This window comes from Nocardia sp. NBC_00511 (assembly GCF_045161165.1).
Taxonomy (GTDB): Bacteria; Actinomycetota; Actinomycetes; order Mycobacteriales; family Mycobacteriaceae; genus Nocardia.
Map to the genome: position 1 here is coordinate 6,700,003 of NZ_CP107849.1, position 22,545 is coordinate 6,722,547.

Here is a 22,545-nt window from a genome sequence, read left to right on the forward strand (position 1 = left end):
CCGCCGAACCGCAAACAGAGTTACTGTCGCTGAGTGGGTTTCGAGGTACGGGTCGACACCGCGGGTGCGGTCCAGATCGTCAGGGCGGCAGCGGGGTTCGGGTGGCGTTGGGGATCGGGCAATATCACCGAATTCGCCCGCCGGGCGGGCTGGAGTACCCCGCAACCGGTCGGCACGCTGCGCAACGGCCCCGTCTTCTCCCGCACCGGACTGGGCGTGTGGTGGGATTCGGCCATGTTCTGGGGCGGCGAACGCGGCCTCGACCATGTGCGCGTGACGATTTCGGACTGCCCCGCACCCGGCGACTTCGGCGGGCCCGCCCTGCTGCGCGACGGCCTGACCCGCGCCACCGCCGCCCTCACCGAACACTGGGGTGAACCCGAGAGCACCGACGCCGGACCCGCCGAGGGCATGTCGTGGCGCTTCCCGAACCTGTTCGCGGGCTTGACCATCGGCGTCGACACCGTCGACCTGCTGCTGGTCAACCCGACCACACAACGCTATTGGATGGACCGCCGCCACGAGGCCGCGCATCGCCGCACCGCCGCGGGCGGCTGGGGCCGATTCGCCGAACAGCTCGCGGACTACCTGCAGACGCTGCCCGCCGACGGGCACCTCGTCATCACCGCGGCCGGGAGCCGGTTCATCCAGTTCACCGCCGACCAGACCCAGCTGACCGGGGAACTCGCGCGCAGCGAATTCATCGACCCCACCTGGAGATACGACGCGCCGACCGACCAGCGGCTCGCGGAACTGGGCTGGACGCCGCCGCGCGAGGCGAACTGGTGGCGCACGCTGCCGCGCCGCGCGGGCACCGTCGCGCACAGTGTGCTGGCCCAGCGCGTCGTCGACACCTTCCGGACCGTGGGCGTCGCGGCCGCCACCGAACTGGTCGCCGACGCCTGGGTGGTGGGCGGCGCGGATCTGGACGTCGCGCCGCTCGGCATCGCCCTGCACCCGACCTCGCGCGGCCAGCGGGCCGAATTCCTGCGCCGCCACAGCGCCTACGAATTCGACGCCGGACCGCTGCGGGTGGATGTCCCGGCCGGCATCGAGATCGCCCGCGCGGCCCGCGCCTTCGACTGGACCTGGACGCGCGCGGACCTGGACCGCTTCGCCGCGATCGTCGGCTGGAAACCGGTGCACGACGACGACACCGGTCAACGCACGGTGTGGGCCGAAACCACACTGCAGGTGGATGATCCGCGCGCCCGGTTCCTGTTCGACGGAGACCGACTGGAGTCGGTGGCGGTCACGGTCAGCGACAGCATCGAATCGTTCCTCTACGACGAAGGGCTGCCCGAGGAGGTCCGCGAGCAGCGCACCGCGGCGCACGCCCGCGCCGCCGACGCCTTCCACACCGAGTTCGGCGATACCCGGCACCTGGTGCTCGGGCAGGCGCACGGACCCGGCTGGCCGAGCACCCGGTTGAACCTGGGTCTGGTCGCCGAGGCCGACACCGTCGAGCTGTACCTGGTGAATCCGGCCGAACGCGAGCGCCGCCTCATCATCGAGCAGCAGCAGACCGCGCATCGGGCGCGCGAACGGGAGTGGCGGCAGTTCTTCGACGATCTGGCGGCGCTGGCCGGTGGGCTCGCGGCGGCCGGGCAGCTCACCATCGACGCCGGGGAGGAGCATCGTTCGCGCATCGACCGGGACGGGGACACGCTGCGGCTGGAACTGTCGACCGCGACCTCCCGGGCGCTGCGGCCGCGCGTGCTGACGCTCATGCTGCGCGACGGCTGGCAGCAGCCCGACGGTCGATATCCGTTGTGGCGCAACGATCTCGAGCTGCCCGCACTGCCCCGGGACCTGCGCCGACTGGCACAGCTGGCGGTGTGGCCGCTCCAGACCCTGATGCGACCGGACACCCGGGTGCGGGTGCTGCTGAACGGTGACGATCAGCCGGTGCGCTCACCGTCCACGGGTGCCATCGGGACGGTGCCGGAGGCGGCCCCGGACACTACTGTCGAGGCATGATCGACAGCGAAGACATGCGCACCACCCGGTCGGCCTACGACTCGGTCGCCGAACGCTACGCCGGGCTCGTTCATCGGCAGCTGGAGGCCAATGCCTACGATCGCGCGATCCTCGGACTCTTCGCGGAAGCCGTGCGGGACAATGGAAACGGTCAGGTCATCGAGGTCGGTTGCGGGCCCGGGCGGGTGGCGGCGCACCTCGCCGAGGCCGGGCTGCGGGTCTCGGGCAGTGACCTGTCGCCGGAGATGATCCGGCTCGCCCGCGCGGCATACCCGGACCTCGAGTTCGAGGTCGGCCCGATGGAGCAGCTCGCGTTCGAGGATGGGGCGCTGGACGCAATCGTGGCCTGGTACTCGATCATTCACACGCCGCCGGAGCGGATTCCCACGGTCCTGACCGAATTCGGCCGGGTGGTGCGGCCCGGCGGGCATGTGCTGCTGGGCTTCCAAGCCGCCGATGACCCGATCGGGGTCACCGAGTACGACCACAAGGTGGCTCCGGCCTACCGCTGGGCTCCGGCGACGCTGGGAGAACTGCTGGGCGGCAACGGGTTCCGGGTGATGGCGACGATGACGCGCGAGGCCCAGCCCGACGAGCGCACGCCGCACGGGTATCTGCTGGCGGTCCGGGAGTAGACCCGGTCAGGAGCTGAGCGGTTCCGGTTCGCGGGCCGCTCGCTCGTCGAATTCGCTTCTGGACAAGGCGATCTCACCGGAATGCTGGACGGCCCACAGGCCCATGACATGCGTGATGCGCCCCAGGTCCGCGCCGAGTTCGGTGAGGGCGTACTCGACCCGGGGCGGCACCGTCGGATAGACGGTGCGGCGCACCAGGCCGTCGCGTTCGAGTGCGCGCAGGGTGCGGGTGAGCACCTTCTGGGTGATGCCGTCCAGGCGGCGACGCAGCTCGTTGAAGCGGACGGGACCGTCGGCCGCGCGCAGGGTGCCCAGCACCAGCAGCACCCACTTGTCGGCCAGCACCGCGAGCACATCGCGGGCGGGGCAGCGCTCCAGATAGTCCTCGACCAGATTTCCGGACTCGAACCAATTCTCTTGCAGCAGTTCAGGGGCGGTATCCATCGGGAACCTCGGGATCAAAAGAGTGCCTTCTTCCGATTCGATACTACTCGGCGCAGGATCGAGAACATGAAAGCGATCAGTCAGCGAAGCATCGGCGGCCCGGATGTCCTCGAGACCGTGGAGGTGCCGATTCCACAGCCCGCGCCCGGCGAGGTACTGGTGCGGGTGGCCGCGAGCGGAGTGAATCCGGCGGATTGGAAACTGCGTTCCGGCGCGGTCACCGTGCTGGGTCCACCGCCGTTCACCCTCGGCTTCGACTTCTCCGGCACGGTGCGCGAACTCGGCGAGGGTGTCACCGAATTCGGCGTCGGTGACGAGGTTTTCGGCATGGTGCTCAGCCGCGACGGCGCGTACGCCGAATACGTGGTGGTGCCCGTGGCGGCGCTGGCGCCCAAGCCCGCGACGCTCGATCACGTGCACGCCGCCGCACTGCCGACCGCGGTGCTCACCGCGTGGCAGGCGCTGACCGAGGTCCGCCCCGGCGACCGGGTGCTGATCCACGCCGCCGCCGGTGGTGTCGGGCATCTGGCGGTCCAGATCGCCTCCGCCGCAGGCGCTCACGTGATCGGCACCGCCCGCGCCGCCAATCACGAGTTCCTGCGCGAGCTCGGCGCGAACGAGCTGATCGACTACACCACAACGGATTTCACCACCGCCGTCGCCGATATCGATCTGGCCTACGATCTGGTCGGCGGCGACTATTCCGTCCGCTCGCTCGCGGTGCTGCGCCCGGACGGTCGCGTCGTCGACGCGCAGGGCGAGCCGATCGACGATCCCCGCTACCACCGGCACTACGTGCAGGTCTCCGGTGCGGACCTGCGCGAGATCACGCCGCTGATCGAGTCCGGGAAGCTGCGGGTGGAGGTGGAGCGGGTGCTGTCGATCGCCGATGTCGTCGAAGCGCACAAGCTCAGCGAATCCGGCCGGGTGCGCGGCAAGATCGTGCTCACCACCTGGGCGGACTGATCCGGCGGCATCCGGCCATCGGGATGGTGGATGCGCGGCGGGCCACGGACACCTACCGTCACCGGTGAGATCTCGTCTTTTTCAGGGAGTGAATACGGTGACGGACTGGAACGAAGAAGTCGATGTCCTGGTGGCCGGTTCGGGCGGCGGCCTGGCCGGGGCCTACACGGCGGCCCGGGAGGGACTGACCGTGGCGGTGGTGGAGGCCACCGAGAAGTTCGGCGGCACCACCTCGTATTCGGGTGGCGGCGGCGTGTGGTTCCCGGTGAATCCGGTGCTGCGGCGGGCCGGAGTCGACGACACCATCGAGGACGCGCTCACCTACTTCCGCGCCGTCGTCGGCGATCGGACGCCCGCGGACCTGCAGGAAACCTATGTGCGCCGGGGTTCGGACGTCATCGAATACCTGGAGCAGGACGAGGCTTTCAAGTTCCAGGCGTTCCCGTGGCCGGACTACTTCGGCCGCGCGCCCAAGGCCCGGCTCGACGGCAACCGCCATATCATTCCCGCGCCGCTGGCCGCCAAGAAGCTCGGCGAGCTCAGTGCCTCGGTGCGCGGGCCGCTGGGCGTCGACCGCAACGGGGAACCGCAGCCGGACTATCTGATCGGCGGGCGCGCCCTGATCGGGCGCTTCCTGCTCGGACTGTCCAAGCTGCCCAACGCCTCGCTGTATCTGAACTCGCCGCTGGTGGAGTTGGTGGTCGAGGACGGTGCGGTGACCGGCGCCATCGTCGAACGCGACGGGCAGCGGGTCGCCATTCGGGCGCGGCGCGGCGTGCTGCTGGCGGCGGGCGGTTTCGAGGGCAACGACGAACTGCGCACCCGCTACGGGGTTCCGGGCGTGGCGCGAGACACCATGGGGCCGTGGGGAAATCAGGGCAAGGCGCACGAAGCGGGAATCGCGGCGGGTGCGGACACCGATCTGATGGATCAGGCGTGGTGGTCGCCCGGGCTGGTGCATCCGGACGGGCGGGCCGCGTTCGCGCTGTGGTTCACCGGCGGCATCTTCGTCAACCAGGCCGGTGAGCGGTTCGTCAACGAGTCCGCGCCCTACGACCGGCTCGGCCGCGACATCATCGAGCATCTCGAGGACGGGTCGGCGACCCTCCCGTTCTGGATGGTCTACGACGACTCCGAGGGCGCGGTGCCGCCCATCAAGGCCAGCAATGTGCCGATGGTGGAAACCGAGAAGTACGTGGCGGCCGGGCTGTGGAAGACCGCCGACACCCTCGAGGGTCTGGCGGCCGAAATCGGTGTTCCCGCAGCCGCTCTGGTGGCGACCGTGGCCCGCTTCAACGAGTTCGCCGCCACGGGCGAGGACGATGATTTCGGCCGCGGCGACGAGGCCTACGACCGCGCCTTCTCCAACGGTGAATCCCCGCTGGCCCCGATCGTGACCGGCCCCTTCCACGCCGCCGCCTTCGGCATCTCCGACCTCGGCACCAAGGGCGGTCTGCGCACCGATACCGCGGCGCGGGTATTGGACGAAGCGGGCGAGGTGATCCCCGGCCTGTACGCGGCGGGCAACACCATGGCCGCGGTCAGCGGCACCGTCTACCCCGGCGGCGGCAACCCGATCGGCGCATCGGTGCTGTTCAGCCACCTGGCCGCACTCGACATGAGCGCGAAGTAGCGGACCCGTCGCCCATCATGTGATGCGATGGGCGGATGACGCGAGCTGGTGCGCCCGGGCAGACCGGGTACGACGTGATCGTGGTGGGCGGCGGCCACAATGGATTGGTCGCCGCCGCGTACCTGGCGCGGGCCGGGCGCTCGGTGCTGGTGCTCGAGAGCCGGGACCGCACCGGCGGCGCGGCGGTGTCCGAGCGGGTGTTCCCGGGTATCGACGCTCGCCTGTCGCGGTACTCGTACCTGGTCAGCCTGTTGCCCGACCGCATTGTGCGAGACCTGGGGCTGCGCTTCGAAACCCGGAAGCGGCGCATCTCCTCCTACACGCCGGTCGGTGGCGGTGGGCTGCTGGTCGACAACGGATCCGAGTCCGACACCCGCGCCAGCTTCGCGCGGGTGACCGGTTCGGAGCGGGATTTCCGAGCGTGGCAACGGTTCTACGCGATGACCGGGCAGCTCGCCGAGCGGGTCTTCCCGACGCTCACCGAGCCGCTGCCCACTCGCGACGAATTGCGCGGCGCCATCGATGATTCCGTCGCCTGGGACGCGATATTCGAACGGCCGCTGGGGGAAACGGTCGAGGCCGCCTTCACCGACGACACGGTGCGCGGGGTGGTACTCACCGATGCGCTGATCGGCACCTTCACCCATGCCCATGACCCGTCCCTGTTGCAGAACAGGTGCTTTCTGTATCACGTGATCGGCGGCGGCACCGGCGACTGGGACGTCCCGGTCGGCGGCATGGGTGCGCTGACCGATGCCCTGGCCGACGCTGCCCGCGCCGCAGGGGCGGAGATCGTCACCGGTTGCACGGTCGACAACATCGAAACCGATGGCAGCACAGCCGAAATCGGCTTCACCGCCGGAGACCGCACGGGAACGGCCTCGGCCCGATACGTCTTGGTGAACGCCGCACCCTACGAACTGTCACGCCTGCTGGGCGAGTCCGGCGTCAAACCCGAAGGCGCACAGTTGAAGATCAACATGCTGCTTACTCGGTTGCCGAAACTGCTCGACCCGACCGTGGATCCCCGCACGGCTTTCGCCGGGACCTTCCACATCGCCGAATCCGCCACCCAGCTGGATCACGCTTACCAGCAGGCCGCCGCCGGTCAGCTCCCCACCGCGCCGCCATCGGAGATCTACTGCCACACCCTGACCGACCCGTCGATCCTCTCCCCCGCCTTGATCGAGCAGGGCTACCACACCCTGACGCTGTTCGGATTGCACACGCCCGCAAGACTTTTCCACAATGATCCACAGGGTGTGAAGAACCGCCTGGTCGACGCCACTCTCGCTCAACTGGACGCGGTCCTGGCCGAACCGATCCGCGACTGCCTGGCCATCGACGCCGACGGCAACCCCTGCTTGGAAGCCCGCACCCCGGTCGAACTCGAACAGGAAGTCGGCCTCCCCGGCGGCCATATCTTCCACGCGGACTTGAGCTTTCCCTATCGCGCCGACACCGACGACAGCCCCGCCGCCCGCTGGGGCGTCGCCACCGGCCACCGCAACATTCTGCTGTGCGGCGCGGGCGCGGTGCGAGGCGGCGGAGTCAGCGGCATCGGCGGCCACAACGCCGCCATGGCCGTCCTCGACCTGACCTGACTGCTCATCTCTCTGATTGGCTGACCGAATGGAATTGCGACAGCTGCGCTACTTCTGCGCGGTGGCGGAGGAAGGAAACCTCACCCGCGCCGCCGAGGGTCTGGGCTTGCGCTCACCATCCCTGAGTCAGCAGATCCGTTTGCTGGAAAAGGAATTGGGCGCGACCCTGTTCGAACGCTCGGCAGCCGGAATGGCGATTACCGCTGCCGGACGAGCGCTGCTGCCCGAAGCCCGGGTAGCACTCGCGGCGGTGGACCGGGGTCAGCGCGCGGTGGCGGCCGCCGCCGCGAATCCGACCCTGACAATCGGAGTACCCGCGGGAGTTCCCGGCGATCTCCCCGCCCGGCTCACCACGGCCGCCCGCCACGCGGGCGCCACCATCGAGTTCCAGGACCTGCCCACGGAATCGCAACTTCCCCTGCTACGCAAGGGCGTTCTCGATGCCGGGATCATCTCCCTGCCCATCGACGCCGAGGACCTGACGGTGAGCTTGGTCAGCGAAGAACCACTCGGCATCCTCATGGCCCGCACCCACCACCTCGCCGCACTGCCGACAATCGACTGGTCCGCACTGCACGACCAGCACCTGCTCTGGTTCCGCCGCGACCTCGCCCCCGGCTACCACGACGCCGTACTGCACCACTGCCGCCGCAACGGCTGGGAGCCCGAGCTCCGGATCACCACCGCCCGCCGTCCGATCACCGTGGCAGCCTTGGCCTCCGACGTCGATTGCGTCGCCCTACGCCCGGAACGCGACAGCACCGCCGACCCCAACCTCACCTGGCGACCACTGTCGACGAACCCGCCGAAAACCCTTTTCGCCCTGGTATTCCCACGTGACACCCGCCACTTGGCCCTCCCCCAGCTGGCCGCGGACCTCCACCCTTAGCCACCTCCTCACCACCGCAAGGCACAGCCTCGTGGACGCCCCGCCGCCGCCGGAGTTGGCTTGCCCCATGTTCATTCTCGATATCACCTACCGCCCCGGCGCCCTGGAAACCCTCGACACCTACCTCCCCGAGCACTACGCCTACATTGACCGCCACCTGGCCGACGGCACGTTCCTCCTGACCGGCCGCAAACTCCCCCGCACCGGCGGCCTGATCCTCGCCCGGGGCGTCGACCGCCCCACCATCGAACGCATCACCACCGAAGACCCCTTCCATCGAGAAGGCTTGGCCGACTACACCATCACCGAATTCCAACCCACCCGCTCGGTGCTCCCGCAGATCGCCGCCTAGTCCAAGGGGCCGTGCTCGGCGTCCCAGCGGCGGAGATCGTGGTGGTGCTCAGCGCGACGGGAGCGTCTGCGTGACCCGGTAGAGCCGACGGGGGAGGTCGCCTTCGGCGAAGGAAACACGTTCGCGCAGCGCCCAACCCGACGACAGTGTGTCCACCAGCGCGGGTGAGAAGAAGTGGACGGCGAAGCCGTCGTTCTCGTAGATGTCGTCGCCGAGCGCGCGGCCCGCGCCGAAATGCGGGTCCTCGACGGTGCGGACGGTGTAGACGAAGACGCCGCCGGGTTTGAGGACGCGGCGGATCTCGGTGAGCAGGTCGCGGATTTCCTGGGTGCTGAGGTTCATGCACAGCAGCATGTGGGCGTAGACGGCGTCGACGCTGCGGTAGGTCAGTGGAATCGGCTGGCGGGCATCGTGTTCGACGGTGCGGACCCGGTCACCGAGGTCGCGGGCCTCCGCGCGCTCGCGCAGCTGGGTCAGGGCGACGGCGCTGAAATCGGTTGCTGTCACCTGGAATCCGCTCTCGGCCAGGTAGATCGCGTCGCGGCCGTGGCCCGCGCCCAGTTCGAGCACGTCACGCACACCGGCGTCGTGGAAGATCCGCGCCGCGTACACCGCCGGTTGCGACGGCTCCACCCCGTACATGCCGGGGTGCGCGTCATAGGTGTGCTGCCAGTGCGCGTGCTGGTCGCTCATGCACCAATCATGGACGACCGGCGGCGCAGACCTGGACGCAGCAGCGAATGAAGTCCTGCACCAGGGGATTCGAATCGGCGGCGGCCGGTCGGGCCACCGCCACCCGGCTGGGGCCGATGCCGCGCACCGGGCGATAGATCACGCCGGGGCGCGGGTAGTAGCGCGCCGACGCGGCGGGCGTGAAGCTGACGCCGAACCCGTTGCCGATCGCGGTCAGCCATTCGTCGGTATTGCGGGCAACGGCCCCGACCACGACGGTGTCGGCGGGGCGGGCGTCCGCACCGATCCAGAAGTCGCGCCACCAGCCGTTTTCCGGCGGGGAGGCCACGAACGGTTCGTTCCACAGCTCCTCGAAATCGATCTCGGAGCGCGCGGCCAGCCGGTGGTCGGCGGGCAGCGCGAGCCAACGCGGCTCGGTGAACAGGTCGGTGCTGCGGTACGCGTCGTCGGCGGGGAACGGCAGCCGGACCAAGGCTACGTCCACGTCGCCGTCATCGAGTCCGGCACTCGGATCGGTCCACCCGGACTGCCGCATGTCCACCTGCCACTCCGGCCGCAGCGCCCGGAACGCCGCCACGATCTCCGGCGTGAATTCGTTTGCGGCACTGGCGATGAACCCGACCCGCAGCACCCGGGCCGCGCGACTGGCCCCGCTCTTGGTCTCCCGCAGCATCCGATCCCAGCCCGACAGCAGCAGCGGCGCGTGCTCGGCGAAGATCCGGCCGGGCTCGGTGAGCCGCATACCGGTGCGCGAACGAACGAACAGTTCCAGCCCGACCTGCTGTTCGAGCAGTTTGATCTGCTTGGTGAGCGCGGGCTGAGACACGTACAGCCGCTGCGCGGCCCGGGTCAGATGACCCTCCTCGGCGACCGCGACGAAATAGCGCAGCAGCCGGGTATCGATGTCCATGCCACCAGGTTAGAAACCCGGATCAGGAGGTACGACGACCGTCCTGGCCACCGAAGAGTTCACTGTGATGCCCGCCCATGATGTCGGTGCAGCAGCGAACGAAGTAGCGGACAACGGGATCCGCCTCGGAGGCGTCCGGCCACACCAGCGCCACCCGCGTCGGCCCGATCCCGTGCACCGGGCGGAACACCACGCCCGGATAGGCATTGCGGGCGTTCGAAGCCGGGGTGAAGCTCACCCCGAAGCCATTGGCGATGGCGCGCAGCCACTCGTCGGTGCTGCGGGCCATGGCCCCGATGATGGCGGTATCGGCGGGCCGGGAATCCAGACCCATCCAATAGTCGCGCCACCAGCCGGTTTCCGCGGGCGAGGCGACATACGGCTCATCCCACAGCTCCCGGAAGGCGATATCGTCGCGCCCGGCCAGCGGATGGTCGGCGGGCAGCGCGATCCAGCGCGGCTCGGCGAACAACTCCCGCACGTGGTACTGCTCCTGCCCCGGGAACGGCAGCCGCAGCAGCGCGACATCGACATCGCCCTCGTCGAGTCCCGCGGTCGGTTCGGTCCAGCCCCCCTGGTGAATGTCGACCTGCCAGTCCGGGTGCAGCCGGTGGAAGACCTGGATGATCTCCGGAATGTGCCCGTCGGCGGCACTGTTGACGCAGCCCAGCCGCAGCATCCGGGAGGCCCGGCTGGCATCGCTCTTGGTGTCGCGCAGGATGCGATCCCAGGACGCCAGCAGTTCGGGGATCTGTTCGGACATCACCTTCCCGGCCGCGGTCAGCGTCCAGCCGGCGCGTGAGCGGATGAAGAGCTCCACTCCCAGTTGCTGTTCCAGCTGTTTGATCTGGGTGGCCAGCGCGGGTTGCGCGACGTGTAGTCGCTGCGCGGCCCGCGGCAGGTTCTCCGCATCCGCGACTGCCAGGAAGTAGCGCAGCAGCCGCGTATCGATATCCATGTCCACCAGGTTATGGAGGCCGCCCCCTATCGGCATAGCTTGGCCCGAATTCCGGTCGCCCTGCGACATTCGCCGCAGGTCCGGCACGCCCGTGCTAGTCCGAGCTACTGTGCAGTGTGTTGCGAAATGTTTGCCAGTCAAGGCTTCCCGACCCTGCCGCTAACCGGCGGTAACCCGAGAAGGCGCGATGAGCAGCGGTGAGTCCCACCAGCATCCACCCCGGCACCAGCGCACCACCCAGGCACGACGCACCCTGGGCGGCACGCTCTACGGGGCCACCCGCCGCGCCGCCGGATCCATGGATCGCTGGCTGCGCCGAGTCAGCGTCGCCCCCGCGAACCCGCACCCCGCACCGCCGGAGGAACCGCCCATCTCGGCGGACCTGCTGGACCTGTTGCGGCACTTCGGCGTCGCGCTGATCGCCTCCGGCGAGACCACCGGCCGCGTCCAGGAACTCCTCGATGAGCTGGCCCATCGCTACGACGCCGACGACGTGCACTTCTTCGTGCTGCCCACCGGAGTGTTCGTGCGCGTACAGGATTCGCGCGGCTCCGCGGTGGACCTGCTCGAAGCCGACCCGGGCACTCTGCGGCTGGACCAGATCGCCGCCCTCTACCGGCTGCTCGACGAGATCCGCACCGAACTGCCGCCGCCCGCCGAGGCCACCGACCGGCTGGAGAAGATCCTGCGCTCCCCGCAGCCGACCCCGGTGTGGCGGCTGCTGCTGGGAAATGTGGTGCTGACCGTCGGACTGGGCCTGATGCTCAACCCGACCTCCACCGCCCTGCTCGGCTACATCGTGCTCGGCCTGACCATGCAGCTGCTGATCATGGCCGCGGTCCGCTTCCGGCTGCTGTCGACCGCGCTGCCGGTGGTGGCGGGCACCGTGGTCACGCTGCTGTCCTTCGGCTTCCCCAACGCGCTCGGCGGCGGCAATCCCTCACAGCTGCTGGTGCCCTCGGTGGCGGCGCTGCTGCCCGGCGCGACCCTCACCAACGGTTCGATCGAATTGGCCACCGGGTCGATGATCGCCGGGGCCAGCCGCACCATCTACGGCCTCAATCAGCTGATCCTGCTGGCCTTCGGCGTGCTGGTCGGGCTGCAACTACTCGGCACCATCCCGCCGATCTCCCCGCACGCGGGACACGGATTGGGTTGGTGGACACCGCTGCTCGGGGTGCTGCTGATCGGGCTGGGCTACAGCTGGCGTGCCAGCGCACCGAAGAATTCGCTGATCTGGCTGCTGATCGTGCTCTACGCGGCGTTCTGCGGGCAGAAGCTCGGCATTCAACTGGGTGGCAGCCTGCTCGGCTCGTTCCTGGGCGGCATGGTCGCGGTGCCGGTCGCGTATCTGGTGCAGCGCAATCGGAATGCCCCGCCGACGCAGGTGGTGTTCCTGCCCGCGTTCTGGATGCTGGTGCCCGGCGGCATGTCGCTCAGCGGCGTCTCGGAGCTGGTCACCAAGAACGACCCCAATGGGATGCACATCCTGGTCAACGCGGTGCTCACGGTGCTGGCCATCGCCCTGGGCGTGCTGGTCGGCTCGGGCCTGGCCGCCTCGACGCGCAAACCGCGACTCGAGGACATGGTCGAGGGCTGGCTGGGACCCGACACCGGCAAGCACGCGGCCGCCAATCTCGTGGAACCGCCGCGCGAACCGTCGCCACCCGCCGCGGACGACGAATCTCAGCGCACCACAGGCAGTTCCGAGCCGGGATCACCCAGCCAGAGCAGCCAGTGAGGAAACAGCAGGGCCGCGTACTGGTCGTAGCCGGCCGCGCCCGGATGGAAGCCGTCCCCGGCCGCGACATCGCGCATCCAGATCTCGTTCTCGCGCAACGGCTGATGGGCCCGTAGGTACGGCACCCCGGCGTGCTCGCAGTGCTCGGCGTAGCGGGCGTCGAGGTCGAGCAGGCGGGCATTGTGTTCGTCGTCCACGTTCGGCGGCGGGGCGACCACCAGGGTGTGCCAGCCGCGTTCCCGCGCGCGCCGCAGGATTTCGGTCAGATTGCGCGTCGAGGCCGCGGAATCGACTCGGGCCCGGCCGTTCTCGTACTGGGTGTCGTTGACGCCGGTGGAGATCACCACCCGGCGGTCGGTGCCCTCCGGCAGCCGGGGCGCGCACTCCGATTCCCAGCGTCTTCGTAGCTCACTGGAGTTCTCGCGGCGGATGCCCAGGTTGTAATGGGTGAGGGGAATGCCCGCCGCGATCGCGCGTGCGGCCAGCCGCCCGGCCCAGCCCAGGCCCTTCTGGTCACCGACGCCCGCGACGAAGGACTCACCGACAAAACACACACGTAGATCGAGCACCACGGGCCAGATCGTCGCACGCCCGTTCGGAAGTCGCGCAATGCACCGATTAAGCCGGAAAAACCGATGGCGGGCCCGGGCGCGCCGCCGTACCGTGCGGCCACGCACCGGCGATTTCCGGCCATCGAGACTCGCGCGACCAGCTCGCCATGGCCGGGCACATCACACCTTCGGTCCCCGACGGGTTACGGTTACCGCGTGTTGGGTGGTCGGTGACCCCGTCGCCTGCCGCATACTCACACGAGCCGACCATGGGACCGCAGCCGTTCCCACGATCCGAAAGCGCGAATAGGACATGCGAGTCGACGGGCGGGAAATTCCCGTCTCCGGCAGCCTGCTGCAGCCGCGGATCCGCCGGACCACCGACATTCTGCGCGTTGTGCTGTCCGCACTCTCGGTGGCGATCGTCATCGCCGGATCGCTGATCACCCGGCCGCAGTGGGAAAGCCTGGAACGGTCGGTCTCGGGCATCGTGGGATTCCTGACACCCGAGCAGTCCAACCTGGTCTACATCGTCTACGGCATCGCAATTCTCGCGCTGCCCTTCGCCATCCTGGTGCGGCTGGTGCTGCGGCGGCAGTGGAAACTGCTGGTGGGCTTCATCTCCGCCGGACTGATCGCGCTGGGCCTGTTCTCGATCACCGGCACCGGCTTCTCCGCACCACGCTGGCATCTGTCGGAACCCGGTCAGGTCAACACCTTCCTGTCGCAGTTCCTCGACGATCCGCGCTGGATCGCCATGCTGGCGGCGGTGCTCACGGTGGCCAGTCCGTGGCTGCCCGCGCGGGCGCGCCGCTGGTGGTGGACGCTGCTGCTGGTCTTCGTGCCGATTCACCTGTTCGTGTCGCTGGTGGTCCCGGCGCGGGCCGCGCTGGGACTGGTGGTGGGCTGGCTGGTGGGCGCGGTGATCGTGCTGGTGGTCGGCACGCCCGCGCTGGAGGTGCCGTTGGAGGCGGCGGTGCGGGTGCTCGCGCAGCGCGGTTTCCGGGTGACGGCGTTCAAGGTGCTGCGCCCGGCCGCGCGCGGGCCGCTGACGCTGTCGGTGAGCACCACGCCACGCGCCGAACTCAGCGAATCCCCCAACGCGACCTACGGCGAGATCCCGGACGCGACAGCCGTTTCCGTCGTGAAACCCACCGCGACCACGCTGTTCGGTTCTCCCGACAACGAATTGATGATCGAGCTCTACGGCGCGAACCAGCGCAGTCGCGGTGCGCTGCAACAGCTGCGCCGCCGCCTGACGCTGCGCAGCGGTGAGTATCCGGCCTGGTTCGCCTCGCTGCGCCGGGCCGTCGAACACCGCGCGCTGATGGGTTTCGCCATCGCGGATCTCGGCCTGGCCAGCAACAAACCGCTCACCGTCGCGGCACTCGATCGCGGCTGGATGCTGTACGCGCACACGGTCCCTCAGGGCCGCCCGCTCGCGTCCACCGACAGCGAGGCGACGCTCACCAATGTCTGGCGGGCCCTGCAGGCGATGCATCAGGCGCAGATCTCGCACGGCGATCTGCGCGCGGAGGAGATCCGCATCGCCGCGGACGACACCGCGCTGTTCGGCGGGTTCGTGCAATCCGAATTCGGTGCCTACAAAACCCGTTTCGACTCCGACGTGGCACAGCTGCTGCTGTCCTCGGCCGCGCTGTTCGGGCCCGAGACCGCGGTGCGCACGGCACTCGACGTGCTCGACAAGGACGCGGTGCTGTGCGGCTCCGGCCGATTGACCAAGACCGCCATCCCCGATCACGTGCGCAAGGCGGTGCCGGACTCCGGCGAGCTGATGAAGACCGTGCGCGCCGAGGTGGCCGAGCAGACCGGCCAGGACAAGATCGAGGCCGCGCAGATCACCCGGTTCTCACGCAACCAGATCATCCAGCTGGTACTGCTGATCGGCCTGGTCTACGTGGCCTATCCGTACATCAGCGCCGTGCCGACCTTCGCCTCGGAGCTGCGCAATCTGAACTGGGGCTGGGCGCTGCTGGGCTTCACCGTGTCGGCGCTGACCTATGTCGGTGCGGCAATGGCGTTGTGGGCGTGCGCCTCCGAGGCCGTGAAGTTCCGCAACCTGCTGCTCATGCAGGTCGCCAATACCTTCGCCGCGACCACCACCCCGGCCGGTGTGGGCGGTCTGGCGTTGAGCGTGCGGTTCCTGCAGAAGGGCGGACTGGGCGCGGTGCGGGCCACCGCGGCGGTCGCGTTGCAGCAGACCGTGCAGGTGGTCACCCACCTGATCCTGCTGCTGATCTTCGGGGCGCTCGCCGGAACCTCCACCAACCTTTCGCATTTCGTGCCGAACGCGACGGTGCTGTACCTGGTGGCGGGTGCGCTGCTGGGGCTGCTGGGTGCGACCATGTTCATCCCCAAGGTGCGCAAGTGGCTGCTCAACGAGGTGCGCCCGCAGCTGACCGAGGTGCTGGGGCAGTTGAAGGATCTGGCGCGGCGGCCGACCCGGCTCGCCATGATCATCGGTGGTTGCGCCACCACCACGCTGGGCATGGCGCTGGCGCTGTGGGCCAGCATCGAAGCCTTCGGCGGCAGTACGACTTTCGTGACCGTCACCATCGTCACCATGATCGGCGGCACGCTGGCCTCGGCCGCGCCGACACCGGGTGGGGTGGGCGCGGTCGAGGCGGCGCTCATCGGTGGGCTGGCCGCGTTCGGGGTGTCGGCCTCGATCGCGGTGCCCGCCGTGCTGCTCTACCGGGTGCTGACCTGCTGGCTGCCGGTGTTCTGCGGGTGGCCGATCATGCGCTGGCTCACCCGCAGGGACATGATCTAGGCCGAATATTCTTTGCGCAGTTCGACTTTCACGACCTTGCCGCTGGCATTGCGCGGCAGCTCCGGCACGATCACCAGGTGCTTGGGGTGCTTGTAGCGGGCCAGTGACTCGTTGAGGAACGGAGTCAGCTCCTCGAGGGTGAGGTCGTCGACGCCCTCGACCAGCGCCACCACCGCGACCGGCACCTCGCCCCACTTCTCGTGCGCGCGGCCGATGACCGCGGCCTCGTGGATCTTGGGGTGCGCGAACAGCACGTTCTCCACCTCGGCGCAGTAGATGTTCTCACCGCCGGAGATGATCATGTCCTTCTTGCGGTCCACCACGTAGATGAAGCCCTCGTCGTCCTGACGGACCAGGTCGCCGGAGTGGAACCAGCCGCCGTGGAAGGCCTCGGCGGTGGCTTCCGGCTTGTTCCAGTAGCCCTGCATGAGAGTCGGTCCGCGATAGACGATCTCGCCGATCTCGCCGGGGGCGACATCGTTCATCTCGTCGTCGACGACGCGAGCCTGGATGGTGGGGATGGGCAGGCCGACCGAGCCGATCTTGCGCAGCGCGTCCTTGCCCTCCAGCACGCAGGTGATGGGTGACATCTCGGTCTGGCCGAAGACCGCGACATTGACGGCGTCCGGGAAGCAGTCGGCCATGGCGCGCAGCACCGAGTCCGAGGCCGGGGCCGCGCCCCAACTCAGTACGCGCAGCGCCAGTTTGCGCTGCTTGACGGTCGGCTCCTCACAGATGAGCTGCCACTGCGCGGGGACACAGAAGGCGGAGGTGGCCTGCTCGGCCTCGACGGCGTCCAGGAACCCGGTGGCGTCGAACGCGCCCAGCGGGTGCAGGACGGTCTTGCTGCCGAGGATGAAGAACGGTGTGAGACTGCCCAATCCGGCGATGTGGAACAGCGGCGAGGTGCAGAAGCCGATGGTGTCGGCGGTGACCTCGGTGGCCCGGATACAGGTCAGGCCCTGCGCGTTCATGTTCGCGAAGGTGAGCACCGCGCCCTTGGGCGTGCCGGTGGTGCCCGAGGTGTACATGATCAGGCAGGGGGTGTCTTCCGGAATGTCCAGCGGCGCATGGGGTTCCCCGGCCTCGGCCAGCACCTCGTCGTAGCCGAGGACGCCGTCGGCGCTCTGCCCGTTGATCACGATCACGGTCTCGAGCTGTGGGGCCTGCCCCGCCACGCCCACCGCGAGCGGCTTCAGCACCGAGTCGGTGACGATGGCCTTCGCGCCCGAGTCGGCCACGATGTAGGCCACCTCGGGCGGGGTGAGACGGAAGTTCACCGGCACCGCGATCGCGCCCAGGGCATTGATGCCGATGACCGCCTCGATGTACTCGGTGTAGTTCAGGGCGAGGATCAGCACGCGGTCGCCGAACCCGACCCCGCGACGGGCGAGCGCGTCGGCGAACCGCTCCGAGCGCTCGTGCAGCTGCTGCCACGTGGTGTCCACGCCCAGGAATTTGAAGGCGACGTGATCGGGCCGCATCACCGCGTGGGTCGCGATCTGGTTGACCCAGTGATTGCGTCGCGACCGGATCGGCTCGTCGAGCGGCTGGAAGGTCATACTGTGTGTCCTCTCACGCTGGTCGCCGCGAGAATACCAACTAACTTTTTGGCGTGACAAGGGTTACAGAGAAGGTTCTGCCCAATTTTTATCATCGATTCATTGAGCAGCTCAGGACCGGTAAAACGATCTCGCGCAGCAGGCTCGACCAGGCGAGTTATCCACAGGTCCGGGCCACGATGGGCAGTATCCATGCAAACTCGGGCTCACATCAGGGTTGATGGCCCATATGCAACTATGCGAGTATCGGGGCAGTCGCGAGAGGCAGGGAGAGGACAGCGCCAATGGCACTGAAGACCAGGTTCACCGAGACCTTCGGAGTCGAGCACCCGATCGTTCAGGGCGGCATGATGTGGGTCGGCCGCGCCGAACTCGCCGCCGCCGTGTCCGAGGCGGGCGGCCTCGGCATCATCACCGCGCTCACCCAGCCCACCCCCGAGGATCTGCTGCGCGAGATCGAGCGCGCGCGTGAGCTGACCGACAAGCCCTTCGGCGTGAACGTCACCATCCTGCCGTCGATCAACCCGCCGCCGTACCAGGAGTACATGCAGGCGATCATCGACTCCGGCGTGAAGATCGTAGAGACCGCCGGATCCAACCCCGAGCCGTTCCTGCCGTACTACAAGGCGGCCGGGATCAAGGTGCTGCACAAGTGCACCAGCGTCCGGCACGCGCTCAAGGCGCAGAAGATCGGCGTCGATGGCGTCTCCATCGACGGCTTCGAATGCGCCGGGCACCCGGGTGAGGACGACGTCCCCGGCCTGATCCTGATTCCGGCCGCCACCAAGGCGCTCGACATCCCGGTCATCGCCTCCGGCGGCATCGCCGACGCGCGCGGCCTGGTGGCGGCGCTGGCGCTGGGCGCGGACGGCGTGAACATGGGCACCCGCTTCATGTGCACCCAGGAGTCGGCGATCCACCAGACGGTCAAGGAGCAGATCGTCGCCAACTCCGAGCGCGCCACCCAGCTCATCTTCCGGACCATGCACAACACGGCGCGGGTTGCGGACAACGAGATCAGCCGCAAGGTCGTCGAGATCGAGAAGTCCGGCGGCAAGTTCGAGGACGTGCGCGATCTGGTCGCCGGTGCGCGCGGCCGTCGCGTCTTCGAAGAGGGCGACCTGGACGCGGGCATCTGGTCGGCCGGTCAGGTGCAGGGTCTCATCGACGACATCCCCACCTGCGGTGAACTGGTGTCGCGGATGGTGACCGAGGCCGAGGCGCTGATCTCCTCGCGCCTGGCGGGCATGCTCGGCTGATTTCGGGCGAAAGTCCGCACGTCCCAGACAATTACGACAGGAGTCCTCGGAATTACTCCGGGGGCTCTTGCCGTTTCAGGTATCCTCCCCGGCTTCATCCGTCATGCTTTTCAGTACACACGGATGCCGCGGAGGTGCCGAATGGCAATCACTCGTATCTATCTCGATGACGACGCGTTGCGCCGGACGATGGCAATCTCGGGAGTGGAAACCGAACAGGACGCGGTGAACCTAGCATTGCGATTCTTCAGCACCCATGCGGCCGCCGAAGACTATGAGCACCCGTTTCACGCCGGAGCCGCCACGGCCTAGCCGGGCTCCCAAGGCCGACGGGGAGGGCCGGTAGGGCGCGTGCGGCCGCCGAGTCGGGCGTAGCCGCGCGAATCGTCAAGGCGGGTGGACTGTTTCAATTCAGCGTCACCCGTCTATCCGCTGCGCAATATCGGGCATAATCCGGCGGCGCGCACCGCGCTATTCGCCGTGCATTCGAATTCGACGGCGCCCGCGCGCAATTTCGCCGACGCGGGCGAATTCGTACGCCGGAAACCGGTTCCGTACTGGGCGTAGGACATCACCTCGTGGAGCCCTGCGCCGTCCCGGTCGGCAGGCGGCCCGCCTGGTGTTGCGACCGCATCGGCCCCGTATTACATACCGGGCGTTCGCTCCGCAAGACCGCGGCTGTGAAGACGGCCGCGCAAAGGTCTTCTGGGCGGGCCGAAATCTTGGCAGAATCTTCGGGGGACCTCGCGGTCGACGGCGCGGACACGGGAGGGGATTCCTGTGCGGCACAGTACGAGAGCCACCGACTCGACCCCTTTTCCCCGGGTGTCGATCGTCGGTGTCGGATGCCGGGCGACCGGTATGGAGTTCGACCACGAGTGGTTCGGATTGGACCGACTCGAGGCCGCGGGGCTGACGCCCCGGCAGCGGGCCAATCTGGAAGTGGCCGTGGAGGCCCTCGACGATTCCGGACTGGGTTGTCTGGCAATGGGATCCAACGCCGCGGTGGTCTTCGGGGCGATCGGCGGAACCAATACCGCGCATCAGCTCTCCCGGGCACTCGACCTACGCGGGCCCAGCCTGACCGTGGACAGTCAGCGCGCCTCACCGCTGGTCGCGGTCGACATGGGGGTGCGCCTGCTGGCCGACGAGTCCGTGCCGTTCGTGCTCGCGGGTGGCGTGGATCTCGCTCTGCTGCCGGATATTTCGGATCTCCGGCTTCCGGCACTACCGACCGGTCCCCCGGCCGCCGGTGTCTGCACGGTGCTGGTGCTGCAACGCACCCGCGACGCCGAGCGCACCCGCACCCGGCGGCATGCCGAAATCGGCGGTCCCGGAATCGGATTCCCGGACGCGGTCGGCGCGAACGCCCACATCTCCCTCGACGACACCGCCCGCGACGGCACCCGCGGCCCCGGGCGCGGTGACGAACCACCCATCCTCATCCCGGTCTCCGGCCGCGACGCCGCCGCCGTGCACGACCTGGCCCTGCGGTGGGCGGTGGCCGCCGGATCCTATGCCTCCCTTCGCGATTTCGCCGCCGCCACCGCCCGCCTGATCCCCGAACGCACCCGCGCCGCCGTGCTGGCCCGCGACCTCCCCGACGCCACCGCCCAACTGCGCCTGCTGGCCCGCCGCCTGGCCGCCGTCACCCCGCCGCACCTGCGCACCCCCACCATGCTCGCCACCCCACCCATCGCGGCCACCGAGATTCACGAAGTCTTCGAACCACACCCCGCCCGCAGACCCGGAGGCCTGCTGTTCCTGTTCTCCGGCACCGGAACTCACCCCCGCATGGGACGGGCCCTCGCCGCCCGCTACCCGGTCTTCGCCGCCACCCTCACCGCCGCCACCGACGCGGTCGTCGCCGCGGGCGGGCCGCGAGTGTGGACTCCCCGCCATGGATTCGATCCGACCCACGCCGCTGTCGGGATCCGGAGCCGAGTCGTCACGACCGCACCGCCCGGTCATGCCCCCGATCCCAGCACGGATGACGCCGAAATCACCGCTGCGGCCGATTCGAGCGAGTTGACCGGAAACGACTCGAGCGTCGTTCGTGCACTGGAAGACAATCCGGTCGCCGGGCGCACGGCGGGAAGCGCTTCGGATGCGGGCGAACCGGACAACGACTCGGCCGAGGCCTTCACACAGGCCGCGCTGTTCGTGTTTCAGGTGGCGCTGGCAGAACTGTTGGAGTCGTGGGGGATTCGCGCCGACGCGATGACGGGGCACGGGATCGGCGAGCTCGCCGCCGCCGTGGCCGGTGGGGCGTTGACCGTGGCAGACGCGGCGCGTGTCGTGGTGGCACGGGGACGGGTCGCCGGACGCGCGATGAGCGCCGGTGCCGTGGCGGTGTTCGAGGCGACGCCGACGGAGGTCCGGCGGCTGGTGGAGCCGATGCGGGCAGAGGTCGACATCGTCTCGGTGGATGGCCCGACGACGATCACCGTGGCCGGGGAACCACGCTACATCGACGTGCTGGTTCGGCGGGCTCATCGGCGGGCGATCTCCGCGCAGCGCCTGCCGGGCGTATCGGGAGCCGCCCACCACCCGGTAATGCAGTCCACCGCAAGGCAACTGGCCGCGGATCTGACCGATATCGAGCCGCGTCCGCCGTGGTGCACGATCTATTCGACGAGCGCGCGAGGGGTCGCGATCCGATCAGCGGACGAGCTTTCCGCCGGCGAAGTGGCGATGGATGGCCGGTACTGGGCCGCGAATGCCTCGAACCCGATCGAGCTGGCCTCGGCGCTGGAAACGGCTGCCGCCGAAGGCATTTCCACCGTCCTCGAACTCGGCCCGGGAGCTGTGCTGACCGCCGCCGTGCGCAAGCAGGTCCAGTTGCGCGACGGCGCGCATTCGGCATTGACCGGCACGGACGAAGCGGGAAGTTTCCTACGAGCAGTCGCCCGCCTGTATCGCGAAGGGCGAGCGGTGGATTGGACAGCGCTCGGCCCATATCGAGCCGCACCCCCGCAACGACAGTGGCGGCGAGGGACCCCCGGAGGCGACGGGTGGCGCGCGGAATACTCACAGTGGCCCACCAGCAGAGCGGTCGAGGGGACGGCGGCCTTTCCTGCGGTCGATATCCGGGCGGATGGAGCCTACGTCGTCACCGGTGGGCTCGGTGCGGCGGGCGAGGCCGCAGTGCGGTGGCTCCTCGACGGTGGAGCAACAGATGTGGTGGTGCTGACCCGCACACCCCGCCCACTGCCCCTCTCGCTGAGCGGTCTGGAGGACCGGATCGTCCTGATCCGCTGCGACTGCTCCGACCCCGCCGATCTGGCTGTGGCACTGGAGGACATCCGCGAGTGCGGCTCCGCCATTCGCGGAATCGTCGACACCGCGGACGAACCGCCCTTCGCCACGGCCCCGGAACTGCTCGAACTCACGACCGCTGATCCGACCGATTTCACGGTGCTGTTCACACCCGGCCCGGCCGCCGACAGCGCGATGCGGGAACTGGCCGCGGCCCAGCCGGATCGGCGGGTCATCTGCGTCGAGTGGGATGTCGGGCCCGCCGCCTGACCGCGTGTCGGAGGGCGGCGCGCCGGGTGGGCGGGAATGATGTCGT

General features: G+C 68.9%; 18 protein-coding genes. 12 read left to right on the forward strand and 6 right to left on the reverse strand.

What is annotated here, in order from left to right:
- Positions 1-33 precede the first annotated feature (33 nt).
- Both OG300_RS31290 and OG300_RS31295 read left to right on the forward strand, forming a co-directional pair.
- Entirely contained in the window at positions 34-1,980 is a 1,947-nt protein-coding gene (locus tag OG300_RS31290; RefSeq protein ID WP_405487163.1) for a DUF6301 family protein, read from the forward strand.
- Entirely contained in the window at positions 1,977-2,615 is a 639-nt protein-coding gene (locus tag OG300_RS31295) for a class I SAM-dependent methyltransferase (protein ID WP_405487165.1), read from the forward strand. The genes OG300_RS31290 and OG300_RS31295 overlap by 4 nt, the downstream gene beginning before the upstream one ends.
- Positions 2,616-2,621: 6 nt before the next feature.
- Here the strand turns inward: OG300_RS31295 and OG300_RS31300 are convergent, their stop codons facing one another.
- A complete protein-coding gene (locus OG300_RS31300; RefSeq protein ID WP_405487167.1) occupies positions 2,622-3,059 on the reverse strand; it encodes a winged helix-turn-helix transcriptional regulator in 438 nt (145 codons plus the stop codon).
- 66 nt (positions 3,060-3,125) lie between these two features.
- Between OG300_RS31300 and OG300_RS31305 the strand changes: the two genes are divergently transcribed.
- The 5 genes from OG300_RS31305 to OG300_RS31325 all read left to right on the forward strand — a co-directional run bounded on the left by OG300_RS31305 (position 3,126) and on the right by OG300_RS31325 (position 8,503).
- Positions 3,126-4,025 carry an NADP-dependent oxidoreductase gene (locus OG300_RS31305; protein WP_405487169.1) on the forward strand — a complete coding sequence of 300 codons (900 nt, stop codon included), beginning with the start codon at positions 3,126-3,128 and terminating at the stop codon, positions 4,023-4,025.
- A 97-nt stretch (positions 4,026-4,122) separates the two neighbouring features.
- Positions 4,123-5,658: an FAD-binding protein gene (locus OG300_RS31310; RefSeq protein WP_405487171.1), complete on the forward strand. Its 1,536-nt coding sequence runs from the start codon at positions 4,123-4,125 to the stop codon at positions 5,656-5,658.
- Positions 5,659-5,693: 35 nt separating this feature from the next.
- On the forward strand, positions 5,694-7,262 hold the full coding sequence (locus OG300_RS31315; protein ID WP_405487173.1) for a phytoene desaturase family protein: 1,569 nt from the start codon (positions 5,694-5,696) through the stop codon (positions 7,260-7,262).
- A gap of 28 nt (positions 7,263-7,290) precedes the next feature.
- Complete coding sequence (locus tag OG300_RS31320) at positions 7,291-8,151, forward strand: LysR family transcriptional regulator (protein WP_405487175.1); 861 nt, start codon at positions 7,291-7,293, stop codon at positions 8,149-8,151.
- A 67-nt stretch (positions 8,152-8,218) separates the two neighbouring features.
- Positions 8,219-8,503, forward strand: a complete 285-nt coding sequence (locus tag OG300_RS31325) for a YciI family protein (RefSeq protein WP_405487177.1) — start codon at positions 8,219-8,221, stop codon at positions 8,501-8,503.
- Positions 8,504-8,551: 48 nt separating this feature from the next.
- Here the strand turns inward: OG300_RS31325 and OG300_RS31330 are convergent, their stop codons facing one another.
- From OG300_RS31330 to OG300_RS31340, 3 genes are read right to left on the reverse strand one after another with little or no spacing between them, the layout of a single operon-like run.
- The gene (locus tag OG300_RS31330; RefSeq protein WP_405487179.1) at positions 8,552-9,196 is read right to left on the reverse strand and encodes a class I SAM-dependent methyltransferase; all 645 of its coding nucleotides are present in this window, start codon (positions 9,194-9,196) and stop codon (positions 8,552-8,554) included.
- Between the two features lie 7 nt (positions 9,197-9,203).
- Positions 9,204-10,106: a LysR substrate-binding domain-containing protein gene (locus OG300_RS31335; RefSeq protein ID WP_405487181.1), complete on the reverse strand. Its 903-nt coding sequence runs from the start codon at positions 10,104-10,106 to the stop codon at positions 9,204-9,206.
- A 22-nt stretch (positions 10,107-10,128) separates the two neighbouring features.
- Positions 10,129-11,064 carry a LysR family transcriptional regulator gene (locus tag OG300_RS31340; RefSeq protein WP_405487183.1) on the reverse strand — a complete coding sequence of 312 codons (936 nt, stop codon included), beginning with the start codon at positions 11,062-11,064 and terminating at the stop codon, positions 10,129-10,131.
- Positions 11,065-11,251: 187 nt separating this feature from the next.
- Between OG300_RS31340 and OG300_RS31345 the strand changes: the two genes are divergently transcribed.
- Positions 11,252-12,805, forward strand: coding sequence for a threonine/serine exporter ThrE family protein (locus tag OG300_RS31345; RefSeq protein WP_405487185.1), 1,554 nt, complete (start codon positions 11,252-11,254; stop codon positions 12,803-12,805).
- On the opposite strand, the gene OG300_RS31350 is transcribed toward OG300_RS31345, so the two are convergent.
- Positions 12,751-13,377 (reverse strand): GDSL-type esterase/lipase family protein, encoded by a 627-nt coding sequence (locus tag OG300_RS31350; RefSeq protein WP_405487187.1) that lies wholly within the window; start codon positions 13,375-13,377, stop codon positions 12,751-12,753. The genes OG300_RS31345 and OG300_RS31350 overlap by 55 nt on opposite strands.
- 292 nt (positions 13,378-13,669) lie before the next feature.
- On the opposite strand from OG300_RS31350, the gene OG300_RS31355 reads away from it, so the two are divergent.
- Positions 13,670-16,150 (forward strand): YbhN family protein, encoded by a 2,481-nt coding sequence (locus tag OG300_RS31355; protein WP_405487189.1) that lies wholly within the window; start codon positions 13,670-13,672, stop codon positions 16,148-16,150.
- Here OG300_RS31355 and fadD5 read toward each other — a convergent pair.
- Entirely contained in the window at positions 16,147-17,712 is a 1,566-nt protein-coding gene (gene fadD5 / locus OG300_RS31360; protein WP_405487191.1) for a fatty-acid--CoA ligase FadD5, read from the reverse strand. The genes OG300_RS31355 and fadD5 overlap by 4 nt on opposite strands.
- Positions 17,713-17,996: 284 nt before the next feature.
- On the opposite strand from fadD5, the gene OG300_RS31365 reads away from it, so the two are divergent.
- The 3 genes from OG300_RS31365 to OG300_RS31375 all read left to right on the forward strand — a co-directional run bounded on the left by OG300_RS31365 (position 17,997) and on the right by OG300_RS31375 (position 22,499).
- Positions 17,997-18,971 carry an NAD(P)H-dependent flavin oxidoreductase gene (locus OG300_RS31365; RefSeq protein ID WP_405487193.1) on the forward strand — a complete coding sequence of 325 codons (975 nt, stop codon included), beginning with the start codon at positions 17,997-17,999 and terminating at the stop codon, positions 18,969-18,971.
- A gap of 141 nt (positions 18,972-19,112) precedes the next feature.
- Positions 19,113-19,283, forward strand: coding sequence for a type II toxin-antitoxin system VapB family antitoxin (locus OG300_RS31370; RefSeq protein WP_405487195.1), 171 nt, complete (start codon positions 19,113-19,115; stop codon positions 19,281-19,283).
- Between the two features lie 549 nt (positions 19,284-19,832).
- Positions 19,833-22,499, forward strand: a complete 2,667-nt coding sequence (locus OG300_RS31375; RefSeq protein ID WP_405487197.1) for an acyltransferase domain-containing protein — start codon at positions 19,833-19,835, stop codon at positions 22,497-22,499.
- Positions 22,500-22,545: the final 46 nt, after the last annotated feature.